This is a genomic window from Halobacillus sp. B29 (assembly GCF_052246755.1).
In the GTDB taxonomy this organism is placed as follows: domain Bacteria; phylum Bacillota; class Bacilli; order Bacillales; family Halobacillaceae; genus Halobacillus; species Halobacillus halophilus.
The window spans coordinates 36,690-62,860 of the sequence record NZ_JBQQCM010000009.1 but is presented as its reverse complement, the minus strand read 5'-3'; the positions used below and the strand labels follow the sequence as shown (position 1 = coordinate 62,860).

General features: G+C 41.1%; 19 protein-coding genes. 8 read left to right on the top strand and 11 right to left on the bottom strand.

Annotated features, from left to right (window positions below; translation table 11 throughout):
- Positions 1-186: 186 nt before the first annotated feature.
- Positions 187-816 (bottom strand): 2OG-Fe(II) oxygenase, encoded by a 630-nt coding sequence (locus tag ACTWP7_RS12700; RefSeq protein ID WP_443123598.1) that lies wholly within the window; start codon positions 814-816, stop codon positions 187-189.
- Positions 817-1,758: 942 nt separating this feature from the next.
- On the opposite strand from ACTWP7_RS12700, the gene ahpC reads away from it, so the two are divergent.
- Positions 1,759-2,325, top strand: coding sequence for an alkyl hydroperoxide reductase subunit C (ahpC, locus tag ACTWP7_RS12695; RefSeq protein WP_014641731.1), 567 nt, complete (start codon positions 1,759-1,761; stop codon positions 2,323-2,325).
- 12 nt (positions 2,326-2,337) lie between these two features.
- Positions 2,338-3,870 (top strand): alkyl hydroperoxide reductase subunit F, encoded by a 1,533-nt coding sequence (gene ahpF / locus ACTWP7_RS12690; RefSeq protein WP_014641730.1) that lies wholly within the window; start codon positions 2,338-2,340, stop codon positions 3,868-3,870.
- 888 nt (positions 3,871-4,758) lie between these two features.
- Here ahpF and betA read toward each other — a convergent pair.
- Together betA and betB are read right to left on the bottom strand one after the other, a co-directional pair.
- The gene (gene betA / locus ACTWP7_RS12685) at positions 4,759-6,441 is read right to left on the bottom strand and encodes a choline dehydrogenase (RefSeq protein ID WP_443123597.1); all 1,683 of its coding nucleotides are present in this window, start codon (positions 6,439-6,441) and stop codon (positions 4,759-4,761) included.
- Positions 6,442-6,611: 170 nt separating this feature from the next.
- Positions 6,612-8,084, bottom strand: coding sequence for a betaine-aldehyde dehydrogenase (gene betB, locus ACTWP7_RS12680; RefSeq protein ID WP_443123491.1), 1,473 nt, complete (start codon positions 8,082-8,084; stop codon positions 6,612-6,614).
- Positions 8,085-8,368: 284 nt separating this feature from the next.
- Between betB and cudC the strand changes: the two genes are divergently transcribed.
- From cudC to ACTWP7_RS12650, 6 genes are all read left to right on the top strand, one after another.
- Positions 8,369-8,917, top strand: a complete 549-nt coding sequence (cudC, locus tag ACTWP7_RS12675) for a choline uptake/conversion transcriptional regulator CudC (RefSeq protein ID WP_443123490.1) — start codon at positions 8,369-8,371, stop codon at positions 8,915-8,917.
- A gap of 187 nt (positions 8,918-9,104) precedes the next feature.
- Positions 9,105-10,004: a glycine betaine ABC transporter substrate-binding protein gene (locus ACTWP7_RS12670; protein ID WP_443123489.1), complete on the top strand. Its 900-nt coding sequence runs from the start codon at positions 9,105-9,107 to the stop codon at positions 10,002-10,004.
- Positions 10,005-10,280: 276 nt separating this feature from the next.
- Entirely contained in the window at positions 10,281-12,077 is a 1,797-nt protein-coding gene (locus ACTWP7_RS12665) for a hypothetical protein (RefSeq protein ID WP_443123488.1), read from the top strand.
- Between the two features lie 400 nt (positions 12,078-12,477).
- The gene (locus ACTWP7_RS12660) at positions 12,478-13,449 is read left to right on the top strand and encodes a C40 family peptidase (protein WP_443123487.1); all 972 of its coding nucleotides are present in this window, start codon (positions 12,478-12,480) and stop codon (positions 13,447-13,449) included.
- A gap of 657 nt (positions 13,450-14,106) precedes the next feature.
- Entirely contained in the window at positions 14,107-15,102 is a 996-nt protein-coding gene (locus ACTWP7_RS12655; protein WP_443123486.1) for a metallophosphoesterase, read from the top strand.
- Positions 15,103-15,735: 633 nt separating this feature from the next.
- A complete protein-coding gene (locus ACTWP7_RS12650) occupies positions 15,736-17,985 on the top strand; it encodes an HYR domain-containing protein (RefSeq protein ID WP_443123485.1) in 2,250 nt (749 codons plus the stop codon).
- 228 nt (positions 17,986-18,213) lie between these two features.
- On the opposite strand, the gene ACTWP7_RS12645 is transcribed toward ACTWP7_RS12650, so the two are convergent.
- The 8 genes from ACTWP7_RS12645 to ACTWP7_RS12610 all read right to left on the bottom strand — a co-directional run bounded on the left by ACTWP7_RS12645 (position 18,214) and on the right by ACTWP7_RS12610 (position 26,127).
- On the bottom strand, positions 18,214-18,729 hold the full coding sequence (locus tag ACTWP7_RS12645; protein WP_443123484.1) for a pyridoxamine 5'-phosphate oxidase family protein: 516 nt from the start codon (positions 18,727-18,729) through the stop codon (positions 18,214-18,216).
- A 216-nt stretch (positions 18,730-18,945) separates the two neighbouring features.
- A complete protein-coding gene (locus tag ACTWP7_RS12640; protein ID WP_443123483.1) occupies positions 18,946-19,686 on the bottom strand; it encodes a cytidylyltransferase domain-containing protein in 741 nt (246 codons plus the stop codon).
- A gap of 15 nt (positions 19,687-19,701) precedes the next feature.
- Positions 19,702-20,751 (bottom strand): pseudaminic acid synthase, encoded by a 1,050-nt coding sequence (pseI, locus tag ACTWP7_RS12635; protein WP_443123482.1) that lies wholly within the window; start codon positions 20,749-20,751, stop codon positions 19,702-19,704.
- Between the two features lies 1 nt (position 20,752).
- A complete protein-coding gene (pseH, locus tag ACTWP7_RS12630; RefSeq protein WP_443123481.1) occupies positions 20,753-21,286 on the bottom strand; it encodes a UDP-4-amino-4,6-dideoxy-N-acetyl-beta-L-altrosamine N-acetyltransferase in 534 nt (177 codons plus the stop codon).
- Positions 21,283-22,323 carry a UDP-2,4-diacetamido-2,4,6-trideoxy-beta-L-altropyranose hydrolase gene (gene pseG / locus ACTWP7_RS12625; RefSeq protein ID WP_443123480.1) on the bottom strand — a complete coding sequence of 347 codons (1,041 nt, stop codon included), beginning with the start codon at positions 22,321-22,323 and terminating at the stop codon, positions 21,283-21,285. Before pseG ends, pseH begins: the two co-directional genes overlap by 4 nt.
- Positions 22,323-23,480, bottom strand: coding sequence for a UDP-4-amino-4,6-dideoxy-N-acetyl-beta-L-altrosamine transaminase (gene pseC, locus ACTWP7_RS12620; RefSeq protein WP_443123596.1), 1,158 nt, complete (start codon positions 23,478-23,480; stop codon positions 22,323-22,325). The genes pseG and pseC overlap by 1 nt, the downstream gene beginning before the upstream one ends.
- 63 nt (positions 23,481-23,543) lie before the next feature.
- A complete protein-coding gene (locus ACTWP7_RS12615) occupies positions 23,544-24,485 on the bottom strand; it encodes a dTDP-glucose 4,6-dehydratase (RefSeq protein WP_443123479.1) in 942 nt (313 codons plus the stop codon).
- Between the two features lie 49 nt (positions 24,486-24,534).
- Entirely contained in the window at positions 24,535-26,127 is a 1,593-nt protein-coding gene (locus ACTWP7_RS12610) for a CDP-glycerol glycerophosphotransferase family protein (RefSeq protein WP_443123478.1), read from the bottom strand.
- Positions 26,128-26,171: the final 44 nt, after the last annotated feature.

The following is a 26,171-nucleotide window of genomic DNA, read 5'->3' as shown; positions in this document are numbered from 1 at the left end:
TTTGAACGCTTCTAAGCGTTATTTAACCACAAGTGCTATAGAGATTAGATGAAAGGATTGGATTTACCTCCGTTATCATGACTGTAAAAGACTATGGTAAGGCATGGCATAGAAAAAACACCTTCAAAGGAATACATAACCGCTTTAAAGGTGTTTCTGATTTAATTGCACATGCGAGACTTACCCTTACCTGTATTGTTTTCTTCTTACCCACATCGTCGCAGCCCACTTTTCACCGGAAGTGACCGGCGAACCGCCGTGGAGAGTCCGTTCATTGATGAGTGGATCGGAATAGAAATATTCAAAATAGACGGCCATGCCTTTATGAGGGGAGATGGACAAATTCATATGTGGAAAGTAGGTTTCTCCTCCCTCTTCCACATCATTCAAATACAAAACCAGTGTACTAATCCTTGGGTTGTTCGCTGCTTTAACCTTTGAACGGAAGTAGTCGTAATGGGCTTTATATTCTTGTCCTTGTTTATAATTTAAAATGTGAAGTCCTTCTCCATGTTCTACGGGTACATTCATGATTTGTGCCACACGTTTTTCTATTCGGTCCGTGAGTTCATCTTCTGGCAGGAAGGTACTGCTGCTCGTCCGAATGTCGCTCACCTCGTGTTGTGATCCAATTTTTGATCGGTTCATTTTGTTTTTGGACAGAAAGATGAGCTGTTCACACTCTTCCTCACTCACCACATTACCCAGGATAGCGATCAACGGATTGTCCATCTTAGCGATAATCGCTATTTCGCGATCTTCGGTAATAATTTTATGCCCCGTATGATCGAAAATGGAGGGTTCTTTCACTGGCATTGTCACTTTTCATCAACCTTTTCTAATTTTAATATAACGCTTTCAAAATTATTCCATTATTATAAACCAATAGATTATAAAGAATATATTACCATTTAATTACTATTATTTCCTTATATTTAATGAAATTTATTTAATTGTTCACAATTGAAAATAATAGCTAATCTTAGGGGACGGTACCTAATGGGATGAGCTGGACAGAGGGCTATATCTTAGGGTGGTGTCTACGGCTGGCGGATTCTACTTTTGGAATAATGTCTTGGAATTGATGGAAGCAGGTGTAGAACCATGCTTTTACTTCCTCCTGCCTCTAGAAGAGGCCCTGTTTTGGTGGTCACTATAAGGGGAATCGTGGAAAATGCATTTCTTTTACTAACTTTACTCCGAGCGTGGCACCAATAACAGTGGTAACACTTCGCTCGCCTCATAAAAGAATAAATCATTCTCGAAAATGACAATTGCTTTATTTATTAAGGAGTTTATCGTTTCACCCTTTACATTAAATAATCTTTCGAACAGGGTAATTATTTAATGTTTACTTCTTCTTTGTGAAAATAACTGTTTTCATGAGCACTTTTTCTCTAATGGTACTAATTTCAATTATCATGAGTCATTGATAATGTGTGGGTGTAACTATCCCCTTGTATAAACCTACAGCCAAACAAAACCACTATCTAGTGCTTCCTGGGGAAATCCTCTTAACCCTTTTGCCTAGACAGTCACTCATGTCTTTGTTATAGGTAGAGTGTAAGGAATTATTTAGCCCCCTACAGGTTGTTTAATTCCACCTACCAACCATTGGAGAAATGTTTTTTCGACGGAATTATGGATGTGTTGACAAAAAACGCATTCTATATAATAATAGTTACTGGATTAGAATTATTATAAAAAACTGCTTAAGAAAAGCAGAAATCTTATCACAAATACAGGAGGAATTCTACTATGGCTCTAATCGGAAAAGAAGTACAACCATTTCAGGCAAAAGCATTCAAAGACGGTGAAGACTTTATTGACGTAACAGAACAGGATTTCAAAGGTCAGTGGAGCGTTGTTTGCTTCTATCCAGCAGACTTTTCTTTCGTGTGCCCAACTGAACTTGAAGACCTTCAAAATAACTATGAAACTTTGAAAGACCTTGGTGTTGAAGTATACTCTGTTTCTACAGATACTCACTTCGTACACAAAGGCTGGCACGATAGCTCTGAAAAAATCAACAAAATCAAGTACCCAATGATCGGGGATCCATCTCAACAGCTTTCCCGTCAATTCGACGTATTGAACGAAGAAGATGGCCTGGCTGAACGCGGTACTTTCGTAATTGATCCGGATGGTGTTATCCAAACCGTAGAAATTAACGCAGGCGGAATCGGCCGCGATGCAGATAATCTTGTAGGTAAAATCAAAGCTGCTCAATATGTACGAAACAATCCTGGCGAAGTTTGCCCGGCTAAATGGGAAGAAGGCGAAGAAACCCTTACGCCAAGCCTTGATCTAGTTGGCAAAATTTAAGGAGTGAAATAAATGGTTCTAGATGCACAAATAAAAGCACAATTAGAAGAATATCTAAAGCTTTTAGAAGGTGACATCGAACTGAAAGTCAGCGCGGGAGACGATGATGTCTCCCGCGACATGCTGGCTCTCACCGATGAGCTTGCCTCCATGTCACCGAAAATTACCGTTACAAATGCAGAACTTAAACGCACACCCAGCTTCAGCGTAAACCGTCCTCAAGAGGAAACAGGAATTACCTTTGCCGGTGTTCCGCTCGGTCATGAATTCACATCGTTAGTGCTTGCTTTACTTCAAGTAAGCGGAAGACCTCCAAAAATTGATGATACAATGGTGGAACAAATTAAAAACATCAGCGGAGAATATAAATTCGAGACCTATGTAAGCTTAAGCTGTCATAACTGCCCTGATGTGGTACAGGCTCTAAATATTATGAGCGTAATAAACCCTGGCATAACTCATACCATGATTGATGGCGCTGCTTTTAAAGAAGAAGCAGAAGAAAATAATGTAATGGCAGTTCCAGCTGTTTATCTTGATGGAGAATTCTTCAGCGGCGGCCGTATAACTCTTGAAGAAATCGTCGCAAAAATCAGTGACGGTCCATCTCCAGAAGAATTTACAAACCGTGACCCATACGATGTGTTAGTTGTCGGCGGTGGCCCTGCAGGTGCCAGTGCTGCTATTTATGCTGCACGTAAAGGAATCCGCACGGGAGTTGTGGCCGAGCGCTTCGGCGGTCAGGTTCTTGATACCATGACCATCGAGAACTTTATCAGTGTCAAAAATACAGAAGGACCGAAATTCGCAGCAAGCCTTGAAGAACACGTGAAAGACTATGATATCGATATCATGAACCTTCAACGTGTTAAAGGGTTGGAAAAGAATGACGGCATGTTCGAAATTGAACTTGATAATGGTGGTGTTCTGAAGAGTAAGAGTGCCATTATCTCTACAGGTGCACGCTGGCGCCAGATCGGCGTGCCAGGTGAAGAAGAGTTCAAGAACAAAGGTGTAGCCTACTGCCCTCACTGTGACGGTCCATTGTTCGAAGGTAAAGACGTAGCGGTCATCGGCGGTGGAAACTCCGGCGTTGAAGCAGCTATCGATCTTGCCGGTATTGTTCAAAACGTTACTGTACTTGAATTTGCCGACGAGCTGAAAGCGGATGAGGTTCTCCAAGAACGACTAAATAGTCTTCCAAACGTTAATGTGAAGACAAATGCTCAAACTACAGAAATCACCGGTGACGAAAACGTAAATGGTATTACGTATATCGATCGTGAATCTGGTGAAGAACAGCACATTGCCCTTCAGGGTGTCTTCGTTCAAATTGGTCTTGTCCCAAATACAGAATGGTTAGACGCAGACGTAGAAACCAACCGCATTGGTGAAATCATCACCAATAAGCAAGGTTCTACGAATCTACCTGGTCTGTTTGCTGCCGGTGACGTAACCGACTGTCCAAACAATCAGATTATTATTTCTATGGGCGATGGTGCAAATGCCTCTCTTGGTGCATTTGATTACTTGATTAGAAACTAATAGTAGAAAAAACTTTCTTCTATTACAGATAAAAAACTCCGGAAATAGGGTTGAATATAATCCTGTTTTTCGGAGTTTTTTGTCTTTAAGAGTGAAAATTAATTGTGTGGATCTTACAGTAAAGCTCCCATTACTTGAAGACTCAGTTTCGAGATAACTCGGGTCCGTTGTCAACGATTTGATGAAGGCGGCTACGGAAACAACACGTCTTGTTCCATCACCCAGACACTCGAGACATAAGCCGCTCATCAACGGATTGAAAAACCACAATCCTTTTGATGGTCGGCTTATGCTGGTCGTGTCTTTCGGGGTGATTCCACATTTGAACACTTTCCTGCGGGGGAACTGGCAAGCCTCCTCAGTCGTTAACACTCCTTGTGGGGTCTCACCTAGCTCCTTCTCCCGCGGGAGTCTCGTCGTTTCCTCCGCCACCCCAACATGATTAAGAAAAACGGACCCTCCTAGAAGAGAAAGGTTTTCCTCCTTAATCTGTATGAAATGCTTTTATGACAGGCTATTGTGCATCGTTACATCCTAAAATAGGTACGAAACCACATGGTCTCATCCCTCATCACTCAGGTGATGTTTGAAGTGGTTTTGAAATTCTGTTTTGGCAAGGGCCGGAGGGGGACGATGAAGACTCCTGTGGGATGAACATGATCGGTGAGACCCCGGAAAGCGAAGCTTGAGGAGGCTCAGCACATGCCCACGGAAAGCGAAATCGTCCCCCGTAGGACCTTCACGGCAAACCAATATCTCGAAACTGAGTCTTTAACTAAACGGCCCTTTAGCTTAATAAGCCTATAAGGAAAAAAGAAAAGGCCTTCTATCTAAAAGGTTTGCTTCATAAACAAACTCTTTTTGATAGAGGCCTTCTCACAAGAAGCGTTATTTAGTTACTGTACCTGCTTCAGCTGGATGCTCACCATGACGATAGTAGTCAGCATCAATGGCATCAAGTGTTTTACGCCCAAGGATAAGGTCCGCTGCCTTTTCTGCCAGCATCAATACAGGAGCGTGGATATTTCCGTTTGTTACATAAGGCATGGCAGATGCGTCCACCACTCGCACATTGTCGAGTCCGTGAACCTTCATTGAGTTAGGGTCAACCACTGCCATCGGGTCTGATTCAGGTCCCATCTTAGCTGTACAAGACGGGTGAAGCGCCGTCTCAGCGTCTTCCCTTACCCAATTCAAAATCTCTTCCTCGGTTTGAACCGTAGGACCAGGTGAAATTTCTCCAGCATTGTAAGGTTTCATAGCCGGTTGAGACATAATTTCACGAGTGATGCGGATCGCTTCTACCCACTCACGTTTATCTTGTTCAGTAGAAAGATAGTTGTACACCATGCTTGGGTGCTCTTTCGGATCTTTCGACTTAATCTTCAAGGACCCACGTGCATCTGAATACATAGGTCCGATGTGGACTTGGAATCCGTGATCGGTTGGTGCTTTTTGTCCATCGTAACGTACCGCTACCGGAAGGAAGTGGAACATCAAGTTCGGATAGTCAACGTCTTCATTTGAACGGACAAAACCTCCCCCTTCGAAATGGTTCGTTGCCGCAGGTCCTGTACGTCCAAGCATCCACTGTAAGCCGATCCAAGGCATGCGTCTCTTCTGCAGGTTAGGCTGTTCGGAAACCGGAACCGGGCACGCATGTTGCACATATACTTCAAGGTGATCTTGAAGGTTTTCCCCTACTCCCGGTAGATCGACAACTGGCTCAATGCCAAGGGAGCGAAGGTGCTTCGCATCACCAACACCAGAGAGTTGAAGCAACTGTGGCGTGTTGATCGCCCCACCTGAAAGAATAATTTCTCCGGCTTGTACTTGATGCATTTTTCCGTTTCGTTTATACGTTAATCCTTTAGCTTTCGTCCCATCGAAGTCAATGTTTGTAACAAAAGCACGTGTCTTGACTGTTAGGTTCTCACGGTCCATTACCGGGTGCAAGTAAGCACGGGATGCAGACAGACGTTGCCCTTTGTACACGTGTTTATCAAATGGTCCGAAACCTTCCTGACGAAATCCGTTTACATCAGGGGTTCTGTTATACCCAGCCTGTACACCTGATTCAAAGAAAGCGTCGAACAAAGGATTTTTAGCTGGACCGCGTTCCAGTTTGATTGGACCATCATTACCGCGAAGTTCATCATTCGGCGATTCAAGCGCATTCTCTAGACGCTTGAAATAAGGAAGACAATGCTTCCAATCCCAACTTTCCATCCCTTCGTCAGCTCCCCAGCGTTCATAGTCTTTCGGATTTCCACGTTGATAGATCATACCGTTAATGGAACTGGAACCTCCAAGTACTTTTCCACGCGCATGCGGGATTCGTCGCCCATTCATATAAGGCTCAGGATCTGATTCGTACTGCCAGTCATAAAGATTCTTCCCTGAAGGGAACGGCAATGCTGCCGGCATTTGAATGAGTAAGTCCCATGAATAGTCACTGCGTCCAGCCTCTAGAACAAGTACGCTTTTTTTACCGTCTGCACTCAAACGATTGCCAAGTACCGAACCTGCACTACCGCCACCAACAATTACATAATCATATGATTCAATCATAGCCATTTTGTGTTCCTCCTTAGATGTTATGTTTCGAAAAAAATATAAGCAAAATAAAATCCTTGCTAAATAGACCTTCTTCATTATGAAATTTATTTGATTGATCGTTATCATCCATAAACCTGGGGAGAGACTTAGGCCTCTCCCTTAAAGATTGCTAGATAGATAGCTTAAAACCAGTTAATCGGTTCAGGTTTAAGGTTTTGGAATATATGTTTCGTCTCTGTATATTCTTCAATCCCTAATTTGCCTAGTTCACGCCCAATGCCAGATTGCTTAAATCCACCCCATGGGGCGTGCGGGAAATATAGGTTGAATTCATTGATCCATACCGTTCCCATACGCATTTTCGCTGCACAGCGTTCAGCTTTGGCAATATCATTTGTAAAGACACCGCCCGCAAGCCCATAAATGGAATCATTAGCAAGCTTAGTCGCTTCTTCTTCTGCACTGAATTTCTCAACTGTGATAATTGGACCGAAGCCTTCTTCTTGAACAATGTGCATGTCTGTGGTGCAGTCTGTGAAAATAGTAGGCAGATAGAAGAAGCCTTTTTGCAACTCCGGATCTTCTGGGCGCTTGCCTCCAACGGCTAAAGTTGCCCCTTCTTTTACCCCTGCTTCCACATACTTCTCCACTTTCTCAAGGTGTTCAGCTGAAATAAGCGGCCCCATTTGAGTATCTTCATCAAATCCGCTGCCCAGTTTGAATTTTTTCACTCGCTCCACAAGGGCGTTGACGAATTCATCGTGAATGCTTTCTTCTACAATTAGTCTTGTACCAGCGGAACAAATCTGTCCTGCGTGGAAAAATACTCCGTTTAACGCCTGGTCGACAGCTAAGTCAAAGTCAGCATCCGCGAAGATAACATTCGGGTTCTTTCCGCCGAGTTCAAGCGCGAGCTTCTTCACATTCACGCTCGCCGCCTGCATAATTTTCTTACCTGTCGCAATGCCACCTGTGAAAGAAATAAGATCTACATCTGTACTGCTGGACAACTCAGCACCAATCGTATTGCCTGCACCAAGAACAAGGTTAGCCACACCAGCAGGTACGCCAGCTTCTTCCATCAATTCGAAGACTTTAATTGTAGTAAGAGGTGTAATTTCACTAGGCTTCATGATTAAGGTATTTCCTGTCGCAAGAGCTGGGGCCAGTTTCCAGGACGCTTGCAGTAACGGATAATTCCAAGGTGTAATCTGTCCACAAACTCCAACTGGTTCGTGTACCACTTTGCTGCTTGAGTTCGGTACAGGAGAATCAATCAGTTCTCCTCCATCTTTATCTGCAAGTTCTCCATAATAACGAAACACTCCAGCGATATCCTCCATGTCTCCACGACTTTCTTCTACTGTTTTTCCAGTATCCAATGATTCTAAATAGGCTAGTTCTTCTTTGTCTCTTTCAATTAATTCAGCAATTCTCGTTACGATAGTTCCTCGTTCAGTTGCTGGGGTTAAAGCCCATTCCCCGTTATCAAATGCTTCTCTTGCCGCAGCAATGGCTGCTTTTGCATCTGATTCATCACCTTCAGGAACCGTGGCAATCATTTCCTGATTAAATGGATTGATAATGTGGCGTGTCTTTCCTGAGTGCGCGTCCACCCATTTGCCATTGATGTATTGTTGTAATTTTAGATCCATATCTATCAACTCCAATTCTGAAGTAAATTAAGTTTATTAAAAATTTATTTAACAAATTAAACATTAACACGTCTTTTAAATGCTGTCAAAACTATTTAGAATCTAAAGTACAGGAAGAAATGGAGTAAACTATAATGCTTATGATTACTAAGGTGGCGGAGTTTCATCAGATCCAAAAATCAGATTCTTATTTGACATTTCAACTGAACACGTTAATATAAGTCTTGTGAAGAATATTTGATAAAAATTTAACACAGTTTACTTTATATTGAAGGAGCGACCTTATGAGTGACACTGAAAAATCAAGCATTAAAATGGAGGAAGCCAAGGATAAAGTTATTGGTGCCATTGCAGAGACAATGGATTTATATGGAGTGACACCAGCTGCTGCAAACTTATATGCGACGATGTACTTCAAAGATCAGATGACACTTGATGAAATGCGTACCGAACTTGGAATGAGTAAACCGAGTATGAGTACAAGCGTCCGCAGGCTCCAAGATATAGATATGGTGAAAAAAACATTCACCCGAGGTTCCAGGAAACATACGTATGCAGCTGAGAAAAATTTCTTCAGATCCTTTATGTCGTTTTATTGTCAGATGTGGGAACGTGAAGCGAAAATGAATTTGGAAGCCATTACGGAAGCTCAAGAGGATTTTATTAATGTTATAAAAGATTCTGCCAGTACACCTGAAATTGTCGCAGAAGCAAAAAAATTCTATGACCAATTAGAGGAATCTAAAACATACTACCATTGGTTAGAGGACTTAGTTGAAAGTATAAGAAGCGGTAAGATTTTCGAATTCTTACCGAAAGATCCACAAGATTAAAGTGCCAAGAAGTGATAAGACAGTCTATAGAAAACAATTACAGCCTGCCTTGTCACAGGGTTAGTCCCCTCTTTCCTAAGAAAGAGTGGGCTTATTTATACCTTTATGTTAAAAAAATTCTTAACGTATTTAATTTTTTACAATCTGTAAAAATTAAAATAAATAACAACAAAGGGGAGTTTTCAACATGTACAAGTGGAAAAAAGAACTTAGTTTTATTTTAGCGATTCTAATGGTTGCTGTACTGGCCGCATGCGGAAGCAATGGTGAGGAAGCAAACAGTGAGCAGACAGGTACAGAATCAGAAGCAAAGGATAAAGAATTAACGATTGGTCAAGTTAATTGGGCTGAAAACATCGCTGTAACAAACATGTGGAAGGTCATTTTAGAAGATAAAGGATATAACTTGAAATTAAACAACTTGAATATGGGTAGTACGATGAAGGCGTTAGAAAGCGGCGATTTAGATGCTAGCTTAGAAATTTGGCTGCCGGTCCAGGATGCTAATTATTTGGAGAAGTATCAAGATACCGTCAATTTCTCAGATGCAACCTGGTATGACAACGCAAAAGTAGGACTTGTGGTTCCTTCCTACTTAGATGAAGTGAATAGTGTAGAAGACTTAAATAAACATAAAGAAATGTTCAATAGTGAAATTGTTGGTTTTGGTCCTGGAGCAGGTACTATGGAAGTAACGGAAGATTTAATTAAGGACTATGAACTCGACTTTGAACTGCTTTCAAGTTCTGAATCTGCGATGATTGCTGAAATTGGAGAAGCAGTAAAAGATGAAGAACCCATCGTAGCACCACTTTGGAGCCCCCACTGGGTGTTCTCCAAATATGATTTGAAGTTCCTCGAAGATCCACAAAACACATACGGTGGAGTAGAAAAAATTCACCATGCCACAAGACAAGGGTTTGAAGAAGAATACCCTGAAGTAAGCGAATGGTTAAAGAACTGGAAAATGGATGATCAACAAATCGGCGAGCTTATCGAGTATGTAGAAGGCGCCGAGGAGCCTATTGACGGTGCTAAGAAATGGGTAGAAGAAAATCAGGATTTGATTGATGAATGGGTAAAATAAAGGTATATATTTAAGAAATAACGAAGCTGGTCTTTTGCTTATCATCGGAGGCCAGCTTCGTTTTATTATTATTGGAAAAATTCCCTCAATGAATAAACCATCAAGTATATCATGAAGCAGATTCTGGCCTATTTCCCCTCCCGCACAATCATAAGAATTTAGAAAAGCATATAAATACTATATCTTTTAAACTTCAATACAAGTAAGGGAGTAAAATGGAAATGATGGTCAACCATTTTTTATTTTTGCTCACTTATCAAAAGGGGATCAGTATTCATGTGTGTTATTACCAATATAAGTTGTTCAGAGGTTCCTCAGCCCGGCGGACGCCGAGAACAACAGTTTACGCTTCCTAGCGGTGCAGTCATTACCCTCCAGAAAGTTCGGGTTTTAATTACAGGTACAGTCAACGTGACGCTAGACGATGGGAGAAGTGGGACAGCAGATTTTAGAATATGTGAAACGTACTACTTATGCGCACCACCCGGTACAAGTTTAGAATGCCAAATCACTAGCTCGGACTGTTTTGTGTGTACGATTGTCGATAATCCAATTGAAACTCTCGCTGATGTCAATGTGAACTTGTGCGTGGGGGTTCAAACGACGGCTAACGTCACTGTGGCGCTTGAGGCAATGTTTTGCCAGCCAAGAGAACAAGAATTCCCGCTCCCTTGCCCTAAGCCGACTCCTCCACTTTCATGCTCGCCGCAAATGACTGAGGAGCCTCTACCGTCTCCTGAACGGAATTCCATAGGTCCCAACCAAGCCGAAGAAGCATTTTGTTTTAATACCGACCGCGTATATGATTGGGTACAAAACCAAATAGAGAGATCTGTAACCGTATCGATACCACCGCTTGTATGTGTCTATGAAGTAACAGCCGCAGAAGGAGAATGTATAGGGATTGCTCAAGGAGACTTGATCTGTTATCCATGCACCACTCCATGTGAGGAAACACTAGTCTGTACAAACGGCGTTTGTGGTTTAGTCCTCACTCTAACGTCCGAAACTTGTGTGCCATGCCCTTCGGATGCTATAGAGCTTTCCCAGGATTTCAGCTGTCAAGTGCCAGGCGGAAGAGTTTTTAATGTGACTCAAGGCATCTTTTATAATGAAATACAACCAGCGGTAGATGATGCAAACCCTAATGATTTCTTGATTGTCTTTCCTGGTGAGTATCCGCAAACCACGTTCCTTACGATTGATAAACCATTAACGATTACAGGATTTTCAGCTGAGGTAACGAACGTAATCTTCCCAGACTCTTTGACCAATACAACCAGTCTAAGGCTGCAGGCGGATAACATTACCATATCCGACCTTTCCTTCTTTGGACCCACAGATCTAGCTGCTGGAGATGAAGCCTTGCTGCTAATTCCTCAAAGAGGAACTGCGGATTATTATCAAGGGATTACAATTAGGGACTCGGTGATATCAGGTGGGGAACGAAATGCTTTTATTAAAGCGGAAGACCTGACACTTACAGGGAACACCTTTTTACACACCGGGGATGAGAACTCTATAGAATTCGAGGGGATTTTAGGAGAAACGATAATTACCAACAATACTTTTCTAGGAAGTCCGACAAGTAGAGGAACACTAACGTTCCAGCAGGCAAATAACGATGATGTTTTTGATGGTACGATTCGAATCGAAGGCAACACGATGGAACAGCATACCCAATTCGCCCTTTTTAACACTTCAGGTTTTATAAACGTGTCTGTCTTTATTCGCGAAAATAAAATTGATCACCAGGACCGCTCTGGTAGTTCGATCATTTTTCTACCGTTTAACTTTCCCGGTCTTGATACCATCCTGATAGAAGAAAATACAATTACCAATCCAAATGAGAATCGGTTTGCTGTTTATGTGGATTACCGCTTTGGAGGAACCACTTCACCAAACGACGATCAAATCCAAGTGGTTCGAAATTTCCTGGATGTCGCACAGCCCTGGGGGACTGCATTAGATACAGCTTCGTTAATCGCCCCGGTCGGATTCACTACTACTGGAGCTGCTTTTACCATGTCGCTGGGTGATTTTGATCTGGTTGATAATACAGTGATTATGTAAAAAACAACTACTATGATAGCGAGTTGCCATGTTAAGGCACAGAATATCCACTAGTATTATAAATCGAAATCGGAACAGGCAACTACCAGCATTTCTCACATCGCTCCAATTTATGTTTAACCCAGACACCTACAACTGATCAAAATGCTATAAGGCCAGGGCGACACCTGTAAGTGGTGTCGCCCTGGCCTTTGAGAGGATTTTTGTAATTTCGTCAGATTAGAAGATATTACATTATATATTCAAACTGCTTTTTATTAATAACGTACACATAGATTACAAAATTAATAGAAATTTATCATATTTGTTATACAACTGTAAAATAGTGTCGAATTATAATATGCTACGATATTATATGAGAACAAGCTACCAATCCATACATAATTTAGGAGGTATTTTTTTGGGGAGGAAATTTGTCAGTGTCGTTATAGCTAGTTTTATGGGAATGTTTTTCTTTATACCGCATACGTACGCAGCAGCAGCTTCAGGCTATGAAGTGATCGAGCGCGCAAAAAAGCATCTTGGAACTCCATACCAATGGAGCGGCGAAACACCAGATGGATTTGATTGTTCGGGATTTACATACTATATAATGGATCAATTTGGGATTGATCTTGCAAGAGGTTCATATGATCAATATAAACAAGGTACATATGTAACAGCGTCGAATCTCCAAATAGGGGACTTGGTTTTCTTCTCTGGCACACATAAAACAGGTATTTCCCATGTTGGGTTTTATATAGGTAATGGGGAAATGATTTCTGCTTCCAAAAGCAGAGGAGTAGCTATTGATCCGGTCTTTTCTGGTTATTGGGGGGATAAATATACGGGTGCTAAAAGATTTTTAGATGATAATTTCTTCAGCGATGTTTCACCTGATTACTGGGCTTATGATGAAATTAAGCACTTAAATGATGAAGGAATTATCAATGGGTTATCTAATGGCAATTTTGGCCCTACCGCCAATGTCACCAGAGCGCAAGTTGCTAAAATGGTGAGCGAGTCACTAGATCTTCAACCTTCTTCGTCCGGCCAATTTGAAGATGTTTCTTCCTCTCACTGGGCCTATGAATACATAAACGCTGCAGTCGAAGCTGGTGTAATCAATGGTTACGGAAACAACACATTTAAACCAGATGAAGATATTACCAGAGCTGAAATAGCAGCCATGATTACTAGAGCTTTCGAATTAAGTAGTACAAGCAGTTCTTACAGCTTTAAAGATATCACATCTTCTCATTGGGCACATGAAGATGTGTACACATTAGCTGACAATTCTATAGCTACAGGATACTCTGACAACACATTCCGACCTAATGAAGAAGCAACAAGAGCTGAATTCAGTGCTTTCTTATACCGTGCTTTAGATTAAACAATTTCACAATACATAACAATAACTCAAATGGTTGGTGATTAAACCTCTTATTTGGGTTATTTTTATTTTATTTAATCAAGCAGAACCGAGTATGAGGCTTGATAAACCAATTCAGGCGTTATAATTGCAAAAGAGGATTCCACTTTAGCGGTGCCACGCATCATAAACTCCAAATGACTATATTCGGTACTATTTATAATGGCTCTCTGCAACTTAATATTAAGGATACACAAACCAGTAAAAGTTCCTTCATAACCATTTGTAACTTTTCCACTTTTATCTATTCCCTAATTCACGAGCGAATATGTGATTACGTCACCGTTTCTTACCATACCTGCTGTTTGTTGTATTGAATCGCTTAACCCCCTCTTTTTCACATATAGAACAGCTTCATTAATGCTGCTATTTCTTTTCACATCGCTAGTCACCGTAAGCCTTTAAACCTACACACAAAAAGGCATACTGATTAGAGAAAAAGAGATGTCAATCCCGCTTGAACGATGGGTTTGGCTTTTTTGTTTACCACTTTTAAATTTTACCAACCTCCGCCGCTCCTCCCTGCTGTATAATAATTTCCTTGTGAAGCTACACTAAATTCAATGGACCAGTAACCAACATGATTTAATAAAATTCACAATTTAAAGGGGGACAGCTATGGAGCAGATCCTTAAAAAAATGCTGGTCGCCACCCTATTTGCAAGCTTTTTTATGATTATCCTTTTCCAGGTAACAATCGCTTCTGGTGAAACGCCCAAGTCTTCCATAACGGTTAACAGTAAAAGCGAAAGAGATTCTCCTTATAATTACACGTTCGTGTGGATGTCAGATACCCAGTATTATTCAAAAAACTACCCTCATATATACAAAAATATGGTTGATTGGATTGCTGCAAACAGAGACTATATTAACATTCCTTACGTCTTTCATACCGGCGATATCGTAAATGAATGGAATAATGAAGAACAGTGGCAGTACGCTGATATGTACATGAAAGTTTTAGAAAAAGCTAAAATTCTTTATGGAATTTTAGCCGGAAACCATGATCTCGACTTAAATAGCCCCAGTAAATATATACAGTTTTCAAAGTACTTTGGAGATCAACGTTTTGAGAAGCAGCCATCCTACGGCGGGTCATATAAAGATAACCAAGGCCATTATGATTTAATCAGCGAGAACGGGGATGATTATATTATGGTGTACATGGGCTGGGGAATTTCTGAGGACGAAATCGACTGGGTAAATCATGTGTTGGCCAAATATCCGAATCACATTGCTTTTCTCAGCTTTCACGATTATTTATTAGCTTCAGGAAAACACAGCCCGATCGGTGAGGAGATATTTAAGAACGTCGTAGAACCTAATAAAAACGTTGTAGCCACCTTGAGCGGACACTACTATGGCAGTAAAACTCGCATTGATGAAATTGACGATAATGAAGATGGTAAACCTGACCGAAAGGTATATCAGATGATGGCCAATTATCAAAATGGGCCAGAAGGCGGGAATGGCTACATGCGACTGTTGAATGTTAAATCAAACGAAAATAAAATTTATGTAAACACATATTCACCTTATTTAAACGCTTATAAATATGATGATGCCAAATCGAACCCTGTAAAAGAGGAGTTTGTCATCGAGCTTCCAAAATGAAGTAAAAAAGAAGTCTTTACTCCTTATTAAAGAGTAGGAATTATATCCACCTATGCAGCGGCTTCTTCCCAGATTACTCATCTGAACGCTTACATTTGAGATGTGGCTATACTAATCCAACACCAAAACAATAGTGAAATAAAACCAAAAATTAACCCCACCTTAGTTCTAAGGAACTCTGGTAGGGTTTAATAATTTTAAATGAATATCTTTTCTAGTGCACTCTTCTTAAAGTTATCTGTACTTTTCATCAAAGTGAACAGTATTTTTTTATTATTTTCTTCTTCTATTGAATTACAGCCATCAACCTTTTTCACAAATTCCTTAAAGGTCTTAATATTAAAGTCGGATTTTCAGTATTTAGCGCTTGCGAGCTTCACTTTTACCAGGACAACATTTGGATCATCGACGGAAGCATTCAGCACAATCTTATTCCAGAATTCTTTCTATTCTTATATTAAACGGATCCACCAGTACCGATGGTGTTTATACATAGGATCTTAAAGTGCAAAAAAGCCCTAATCAGAAAACTTATCTTCTCTAAAGTGCCTGAAGGCAGCCTAATCACCTGCCCTTACCCTTTCCTTCACAAAACCATACAATAAGATAACTAAAGATGAAGGAGGGACTTATATGCCTTCACCCGTTTATGTAAATGATGATTGGACTGGACTTCCTCCAGGTACAGTAGTAGGACCCGGTCAGGTCATCGGAACGAATGCTTTTGCTACAATTGAAGCTGGTTATGTGGCTGTTGATTCCCCCGGTACGATTATTGTTGAACCGGGTTTATACGAGCCAGCAGCAAGGATTGACATTACCAAAGATGGGGTCACTTTTTTAGGGCCGCAGGCTGACGTGGATCCTAGACCTGCATTTTTATCGACTAGAACACCAGGCAGTGCAGATGAGGCTATAGTAGATGGCAGAGGCGTTCTATCCACTATATTCCGGATTGAAGCGAATGACATAACAATCAATGGGTTTGAGGTACGCAATGGTACTGGGGATTTAATTGCTTCACTAGCTGCAGCTCCAATTAAGTTTAATCCTGTACTCAGTTATAATATTATACACCAGGCAACTGGAGATGAAGGGATTCAACTAAGAAATATCCGTAATGGTGTCATTGAATATAATTATGTATTTGACACGTTTGGTGACGGGATTAATGTGTGTTGTGAATCATTTGATAGCTTCGTTCAGTATAACGAAGTAAACAACATCAGCTCTCCGGATGCGGCTATTTATATATATAATTCAACCAACATTACAGTCCAATGGAACTTAGTGCAAAATGTACTAGTAAATGATGGAATTAAACTGGGGTCCGCTTCTGCACCATTTGATTTAAATCGCTTCGTTGGTCGAGTGCTTAATAACGTAGTCCGTGATGCAGTGGCAGATGGAATAACAGTCATTTCAAGAGATGCCATCGTTGATGGAAATGATGTGTATCGAAGTTTCAGTAATAATGGGGCTGTATATATAGATCGTAATTTAGATAATATCCAAATTACTAATAATTGTATCCACGATAATGGAGTACTTGGTGATGGAAAGACGACTTATGGTATCCGAATTGGAGGGGGCATCAATATCTCTACAAATGTCCACGTAAATAATAACAATATATTTAACAATATCGATGGCGGACTTATCTTTAACCCGGCAGGTGTCCCTCAGCCACCTGTCCCTCTGGATGCTGAAAACAACTGGTGGGGCAGTCCGAGTGGTCCACCGAGCACCATGGCAGGAGATCCCAACGCCGTAGTCGGCAATGTCGATTTTATCCCTTTTTTAACGGAACCAGGGCCAAGTTGCCTGAGCCAGCCAGCTATAACCAGCCCAGATACTATCATTGTTGATAACGATACAGGGGAATGTTCTGCTTTTGTGGAGTATACGATTACTGCCACAAGCCCTTTTTTTCCTATTAATGAATTAACGACTCCAGCAGAAACCTATATCTTCTCCCCGCCCCAGGATGATATTTCTGTGGATGAGGAAGGAGTCTTCCCGGTTGGTACGACAGATATTCCTATTACAGTGACCAATATTGATGGAAATACGGCTATCGTTACTCTTTCTATTACCGTCACGGATACCGAAGCGCCAACTATCATGTGTCCGGAAGATAGGGTCGTCTTTATTGAGACAGGGGAAACTGGGGCAGTAGTAAACTTCCCAGCCCCTATCGCTTCCGATAACTGCACAGTGGTCGATATCTCCTGTACACCGGAATCGGGTTCCTTCTTTACAGTAGGCAGGACGGAAGTTACTTGTAGCGCCGAAGACTCTGCCGGGAGAATTACCAATTGTACTTTTAATATTGAGGTAGAACCAGCTCCACCTCTTGTTTTATCCCTTAACTTAGTATTCAGCCAAAATGTCCAGGTAGTGTCCGATGTGACCTTGGAAATAGAGAGACCTTTATCTCCATCACAACAGCTTCCTGCTCCTCCAGCAGCCCGGCAGGAAAATAATACGAAAGAATGTATTAGGGTTGAGCGAGTATATGATTGGATTGCCTTTTGTAAAGAGGTAGACCGTGACTTTCCCATTCCACCTGATTGCAATTTGACAATCTTAGAATGTGAGAATGACGGTGGAGAACTTACCATACTTTGTGAAGCTGATCCAGATGCCAGCAGCTTTACTGTATTAGAACCTATTCGGCCATACCCCGATCTTCCTTTCGTCCAGATCGTCCCAATACGTTTCCAATTACCCGTGCAGATCCAATATTTATGTAATGGTGAACAGGTGTGCGAGTTTGAGGTTACCGTCTGCCACGTAGAAACCTTAGCCCTTTGTTTTCCGGAAGGTACAGAGATTAAATCTTCTACTATAGATGTTAGATGTTATGCGTGTGGAGGTTGATAGAAGAAGCATCCAATATGGGTCTATTTTTTTAAAAAATTTACTATAATATTCAATACTAAAATTCCATTTATGACGAGTGACTTACTTCCTTCTATTCAAAATCAAACTTCTTATTGAAGGCTGCCCCTGCTTTCTTTTAAGTTGAGGGCAAAGATGATAACGAAATAAAATGAATAACCCTACCATAACTCTGAGGTGAGCAGGTAGGGTTAAACTCTAAACTTTCTATCTCGACTTTTCATCGAAATGAACCGTGTCTTTCAATTCATTTTCTTCTTCTATCGAATTGCTGCTGGCCATCTTTTTCACAAATTCCTTAACAGTCTTCACATTCAAGCCGGATTCCCAGTATTCAGCGATTTCTGGCTTCACTTTCACCAGAATAACATTCGGATCATCGGCTGAAGCGTTTAGCACTTTTTCGACAATCTTGTTCCAGTATTCTTTCTTCTTATCTTCATCCTGAACGAATTCAGCCGTCCCGCTAATCGATACATAGGAACTTCCGGAATAGGCCAGGTTTACGGCCGAATTGCGTCCAATATCCCTATATTTTTCTGTATCTTTTTCTGTAATAAACCAAAATTCTTCCTTGTCCAATTTTACTTCCTGAGTGTGCATGGGCCGGGACATAAGTTTGCCTTCAGGGGATATCGTTGTCAGCATTGCCACTTTCTCATCTTTAATCAAGTCTTTAATTTTCTTAAGGGCTTCCTGGTTTTCTGAGTTTTGATCAGCCATTTTCACTTACCTCCTTCTAACTAATTAGCCGTAACTGCTTACTTTTTCTAGCATCTATAACATCTTATATTTTCATTCTTTTCCCGAATGGCCATAGGATTACACTTTTCAACAACTATCCCTACTTTATTTCAATTTACAACTCTCTTAAGCACCATCATGAGTACAAAAAAGCCGATAAGCTCCTTAGCTTCGGCCTCTTGATCAAATAATATATTAATTAGTACCATCTTCTTTTTGCTTCACTTTCTCATTAATTTGTGTCCATGCTTGGTTTCTTTCTAATAAGTCCAATACATCTTCCATAGAAAACTTAGGCTTTGAAGGATAAAGTGTACTCAGGATTTTTTCGATCAATGTGAAATCCTCCATTGTATCTACTGTCCATCGGTGCTTACTTTCATCACGATGGTACACGATTTGTCCCACAGCAGAACTATCGATTCTTTTGATCATAAAGGGGGTGACGTGTTCCAAGTCATGTGGCATATTGGCATTCATAAAAGCGTCTTTCAGTAATTGATAGGAAAAAACTTCTGTGTCCATCCCTCTGGGGTAGGATCTTTTTCTCGTGTTGGAAACATATAGGAACTTAGGGTAATTCTTTAGATAAAAGGAAATTCCACTGTCGATGACCTCAGGATCAATGAGAGGGCAGTCCGCTGTTAAACGCACAATAACCTCTCCCTTATAAAAAGAACTCGTTTCATAAAACCTCCCGAGTACATCATTTTCTGAACCGCGAAACGTATCCACCTTCGATTTTTTACAGAGTTCAATAATGGGATCGTCAACCCCCCTGGTTGATGTACTAATAACCAATTGGTTAATGTTCTTTGCCCGCTTCATTCTTTCAATCTGATATTCTAGTAACGCTTTACCGTTTACTTGTTTCAGAACTTTCCCGGGGAGTCGAGTTGATCCCATTCTTGCTTGCACAATTGCCAGCACTTTCATAGATTCACCTCTTTCCTATCCAATAAAATCCCAGGACATCGGCGTACCTCTTTTCACATCAGCATTTACTTTCTTACCGAGCAGCAATTCGTAGTACTTTGGAGGTAAACCAAAACCTGGACGAATGGGACGCAAGTTATCTTTGGTAAGGGAATCGCCTACTTTCAGATCTTCGGTAATGTATAACGACCTCCGAAACTTGCCTGATTCTTTTTCGCTAGCCGTGGGGCCATATTGTATATGTCCAATCGATTGCCAGGCGCGTGTGGTCTCTTCTACCAGCGCTTTCATCTCAGATGGTTCTAATGAAAATTGGGCATCCACTCCCCCATCTTTCCTCGCCAAGGTAAAATGTTTTTCGACGACCGTAGCTCCTAGAGCCACACTCGCAACGGCTACCCCCGTCCCGAGCGTATGGTCAGATAATCCGACCTGGCATTGAAATAAGTCCCGCATGTGAGGAATGGTGGAAATATTAGAATACTCAGGGGTTGCGGGATAACTACTCGTGCACTTAAGTAGCACAAGCTCATGTCCTCCCGCTCGCTTAAATGTTTCTACCATTTCAGATATTTCACCGGTTGTTGCCATTCCTGTCGATATAATGACAGGTTTCCCCGTTTTTGCTACCTTACGGATTAATGGTAAATCCGTATTCTCAAAGGATGCGATTTTATACATAGGTACATTTAGACCTTCCAGAAAGTCCACGGACGATTCGTCGAATGGTGTACTGAAACCAATTAAACCAAGTTTACGGCATCTAGTGAAGATTTCCTCATGCCACTCCCAAGGTGTGTAGGCTTCTTTATATAAGTGATAAAGATTCTTGCCTTTCCATAGACTTCCGGAATCGGAAATCTGAAAATCCTGCCCCTTATGATCTAAAGTCATCGTTTCTGCTGTGTATGTTTGGATTTTCAATGCATGGACGCCCGCACGGGCAGCTTTTTCAACAATTGCAAGGGCCCGCTCAAGAGACTGGTTATGATTCCCCGACATTTCAGCAATGATAAAAGGGGGAGATCCATGTCCAATTTTCCTGTTTCCAACTCTTATTTCCATATCACAGCCTCCCATCCAGAATTTTACGTTGCTTGATCCATTGATCTTTAAACAACCCCATTGGGAAAACGTCGATGAGAAGCTTCTCCCTTTTTAGCTGTTGGAAAAGACGTCCCTCTTGTTTAAACCCTAGCTTTTCATGATAACGGAGACTAACCTGATTGGTATCAAGCACTTCCGCACACACTTTCCTGATTGGAAAAGTTCCGAAAATAAAGTCGAGTGCTAATATACCCATGATGGTCCCGGAGCCCTTAGGCGCATCTTTATCTCCGATATAAAAACCCCACTTACACGTCTCATTCTCCTGATCGATATCTGTAAACCGGACGACACCAAGAGGGCGGTCCTGGTGTATAAAAATTTTGGAAGCGGAGGATGGATTGGACTGTTCCTTTTCAAACCAGACCAGATGGTCTTCCCAGGGAATTATTTGATTGTTATACATGTGCTTTCTAATATGTTCAGCATTTCTCCACTGCCATACCAGCGGTAAATCAGCCTTTTCCATATCCCGTAACTGAAAATCTTTCATGATGTTTCTCCACCCATCATGTATTTGGAAACCCCGTAAGGTTGATGATCTTTCCAAATCTCATTCATAGATTGCCAAACCCCCATGATATATGGCTTGTCATCTAAGACTTTTTTCAGTTGAAGGAAAATATCATCAACACTGACCGTGACGCTATGTCCTAAAAACACGATCCCTCCTCTTTCCTGTAAAAAAGTTATGATTTCTTTTTGGTTCGCTGCCGTTTCTATAACAAGTGAAGGAAGACTCATATAAAATCGTTCCCACACCGTACTCCCTCCAGCCCCTATGGCAAGATCTGCAGCTTCCATTAGCTTTGCCATCTCTTTTGTCTGAATATGAATCTTAGTCCATGTCTTCTCCTGACAATAGTCGCAAATTTCCTTTATATTTGGACTGGATTCCCCGATCACAACGTCCACGTTCGGTTTTTGAACTAGCATCTCTATAGCTCTCAGTACTTTCATCGTTTCATTCGTCGGGTCAGTTCCTCCAAATGAGACAAGGATCCGTTTAATTCTTCCGTCCCACTCTTCCTTCTTAGATGTTAATAAAAATTCTTCTCTTAAAAGTGTGTGGGAGGGGCCCAAGAATAGCTTCGCACTCTCAGGAACAAGCCCAGCGTACCTAAGGTTCATGTTTTGATATAAGTTTTGGTCAAGGAGCAAGTCACAATCATGGTGGCGATCAGCCAAATCATCAATCACCATGACCTTATGAACACAGGGACGGACGATTTTCTCCCACTGCGCATCCAGACCATAATGATCCACCACAAGCCATTCTATCTCCGATTGTTTTTCCAATATCTGTATGACCTGGTCTACCTCATATTTCCAAGTATCCGATCCACCTGAAATTTCATAGACGTGATATCCTTGCTTTTTAATGTGTTCGATCATGTCTCCGGGCTTTTTACGGCATATAAAAAAGGACGCTGCCCCTAACGTTCGAAGTTCATTCGCAAGGGTGAGACATCTCATAACGTGTCCTGTGCCCACCTCTGATGATGCGTCTACTCTGAAAGCAACTTTCATCAAACACCACCAGCATTATTCACATAGTAGGCTGTCACTTTTTTTACAGCTTTGACAACATCCTGAACATCACGGGGACTCATTCCTGAATATAAAGGTAGACTTAGGATCTGTTCATATACGTGTTCGGCAACCGGGCATAATCCCTTTGTGTACCCTCGCTCTTTATAATAAGGTTGGGTATGCACGGGGATGTAATGGACGTTCACACCAATATTCTCTGCGCGAAGAGCCTCAAAAACTTCTTTTCTCAAACCTTTTAATGGTCCCTCCAAGCGAATCACGTATAGATGGTAAGAAGATACCGTATCGGCAAGTTGCTTCTGAATTCCAATGTAATTCAAAGTTGCAAGCGCCTCATTATAATCCTTCACATACTTCCGACGTTTTGCTACAAAACGGTCCAGCTTCTTCAATTGACTGCTCCCTAAAGCTGCCTGAATATCGGTCATTCGGTAGTTATAACCTAAAAATTGCATTTCATATTCCCAGGGATGACGCTTCTCTAAAAGCTTCTCAAGATCTCGGGTAATACCGTGAGTTCGGAACATCATTAACTTCTCGTAATAATCACGGTTGTTTGTTGCAATGACGCCCCCTTCCCCTGTTGTAATGTGCTTAACAGGGTGAAAGCTGAACATTGTCATATCGCTATAGGAACCTACTTTTTTCCCTCTATATTCAGCTCCAATAGCATGCGCGGCATCTTCAATAATGACCAAACCGTATTTGTCTGCAATCGCTTGAATCTTTTCATAATCTGCCGGCTGCCCAGAGTAATCCACAGGAATGATCGCTTTCGTTCTTCGAGTCACCAGCGACTCAATCGAAACAGGGTCGATGTTGTATGTGTGTGGGTCAACATCAGCGAACACTGGTCTTCCACCTGTGTACCACACACAATTTGCACTGGCGACAAAAGTCAATGGAGTGGTAATCACTTCATCTCCTTTACCGATTCCTGCCGCGAAACATGCAGCGTGTAAAGCGGCAGTACCATTGGAAAAGGCGACAGCATGCGCCGCTCCTACATAATCAGCCACCCCTTTTTCGAATTCCCTGATAGCCGGCCCCGTGGTGATATAATCACTTTTCAAAGTTTCGACGACTTTTTGAATATCCTGGTCATCGATCTCCTGTTTTCCATAAGGAAGCATGGAATCACGTACGGGGGTTCCCCCAAAAATGGCTAGCTTTTCTCCCACGTTCTTAAGCCCCTTTTAAATTAATCTCGTATTGGCGATCCACTCTTCCGTTTTTTGAATCCCTTCTGATAAGGAAATCGCAGGTGCCCACCCAAGCAAACGTTTTGCCTTACTGTAGTCACAAAGCAATTTAGGAATTTCACTTTGTGGGTGTATGTGCTCCACATGCCTAACATGACTGGGGTCGCTTGCAATCATTTCAGCCAGCTCGTTTATGGAAATATCACGGCCTAACCCGGCATTCACAATTTCTCCATTTACTTCATCCCTGTAGCCAGCCTGCACCACAAAACGTGCGCAATCCTCTACATACAAGAGATCTCGCGTCTGTGTTCCATCTCCATATATTTGCAGAGGACGGCCGTTTAACTTATTTTTGATAAAGATTGCAACGACCCCACCTTCTCCCCCAGTCTTTTGGTAAGGTCCATAAGTGTTGAATGGACGAACCACCGTTACAGGAAGTCCATAGGCGTAATAATAGGATAAAACCATATTTTCAGCGGCAATTTTTGCCCCTGCATAAGGAGAAGCCGGCTTAATCGGGTCTTTTTCGGTAATCCCTTTTTCATCCGCACGGTCATACACCATGCACGTGCTCATGAAAACCATTTTGGTGTTGCGCTTACGGCATTGTTCCAGCAAATAAAAAGTACCGATTGTATCATTATTAAAAGTGGTTTCTGGGTCATCAATACTATCCTGAACATTAATGCTGGCTGCGAGGTGATAACACAAATCAATCCCAGGATAAAAAAGACTCTCTATCGTTTTTTGATCCTTGATATCCCCATGAATAAATGCCTTGAAATTTTTATACACCAGCAGGTCTTCAATGTTTTGAATACTTCCGTTCGACAAGTCATCTAGCACCCACACATTGTGCTGTTCCTCTAATAAGAGTTTCACTACCCAGCGACCGATGAAACCAGCGCCTCCTGTGACCAGGATATTCATAAGTCCACTCTCCCTTTATATTCACCATATATATTTGCCGCTGAGAATATTATGAGGTTAACCTTCGGATTAACTTCATGAGTCGTACGTTAGAAAGTTTTCCACCAGGATAAGCGTAATCCAGAAATTCCCTTTTTATTTCCGAGTATTTTTTATGATTTTTCTTAGATTTGATGTACTCATTAACAGTCTTAGATAAGGTGGCTGGAGTCGAATGGAACAAATCCTTTAACCCATCATAATAGCCAACATAGCCAGGGATTTGTTCATTCATAATGAAGACAGGCTTTCCAGCGATCATAGCCTCAAGAGCTACCGTAGAACAATAAGATACAACTACATCAGATGCCTTTATAAGATCATAAAGACGGATGTGTCTTGAAGAAAATGTGAATGGATGGGATTGAGTTAATGAATGTGGTTTAGTGGTAAAGTCGCGGATAATAATATTTGCTTCCTTTTTAAAAGGTATATGATCAAGAAATGTTCTCCACATACCAAGTTGTTTATCTCCCCGTACGACTACCAAAATATTCTTTTTATTCGGCTGCAACCCTAAAGTGTTGATCACATCTGTCTTTTTCATAAATGGTGGTCTACTTAAGAAATCAAACCGGGGATGGCCTATGATACTCAGTCCATTTTCATCAATCCCCTTTGACTTAAACCAATCCACTTCAAACTGACCATATACACCATCAACATCAGCGATCTTAGGTAAATATCCAAACTCACTCGAGATGATCCCGTGCTGCATACATATAGTAGGGATCCCTTTTTCCGCTGCCACCATGACTAAGGTTCTACTTTCAGGGTAGTGCGTAGATGGAACAATGACAGCAGATACATCCTCTTGTTCAAAAAGACCGTTGCACTCTTCAATTCGACTTATTATTTTGCTTATTTGCGCGAAAAATCGTTTTTTAAATAGTTTGTCATGATATAAGTGGTTCCTTGGAAAAGTTTTTATGATCAGGGTCGCTTTAAACTGCAGACGTTTAATAGTAGATTGATCAAAGGACGGAAGATAAGAGTTGAAAGTCTTACGATGGCTCGCGTGATTGGTATTACTATTATCTAAAGTCGAGCGACTTCTTGCTTTAACTTTCACCTTAATACCATTAGACACTGTGATTTTTTGTTTCTTTCTTTGTTTCTGTGGCCTGCTTATTTTTTTACTTTTTTTATATCTCGGTTTACTTTTTTTATTTCTTTGTTTAATTTTCTGTTTGTTTTCCTGTTTGTTTTCCTGTTTGTTTTTTGGCTTACTCTTCGTGGACTCTATCAAAAACAAGCTATTATCTTTTGTAAAAATATTCCTCTTCGTTTGTATAGGGAAACGCAAAAGATTATAAACATCATGTATAACGACTTTGCCTGTTGTTTTAACCTTTCTTTCTTTTTTATGAGTATTTATAAAGTCATTAAACTTTTCCTGAACTTCCTTTGAATCATAAACTTTTACCTTTAAGCTTTGGAAAAATTTTTTATTATGAAGTTTCGCTACTAACCTTTTATTACTTCTAACCAAGCTTGCATAATGACATAGGTAAGGTATTGAATAACCTTTATATTCTAAATCCTGAAAATCTTCAAGGAAGTTCATGTAAACCGACCAGTAATTTTGTTCATAAATATTCATTAAATTTACCTTTCTTTTTTCAAGTTTTTAAATCTAACAAGCCT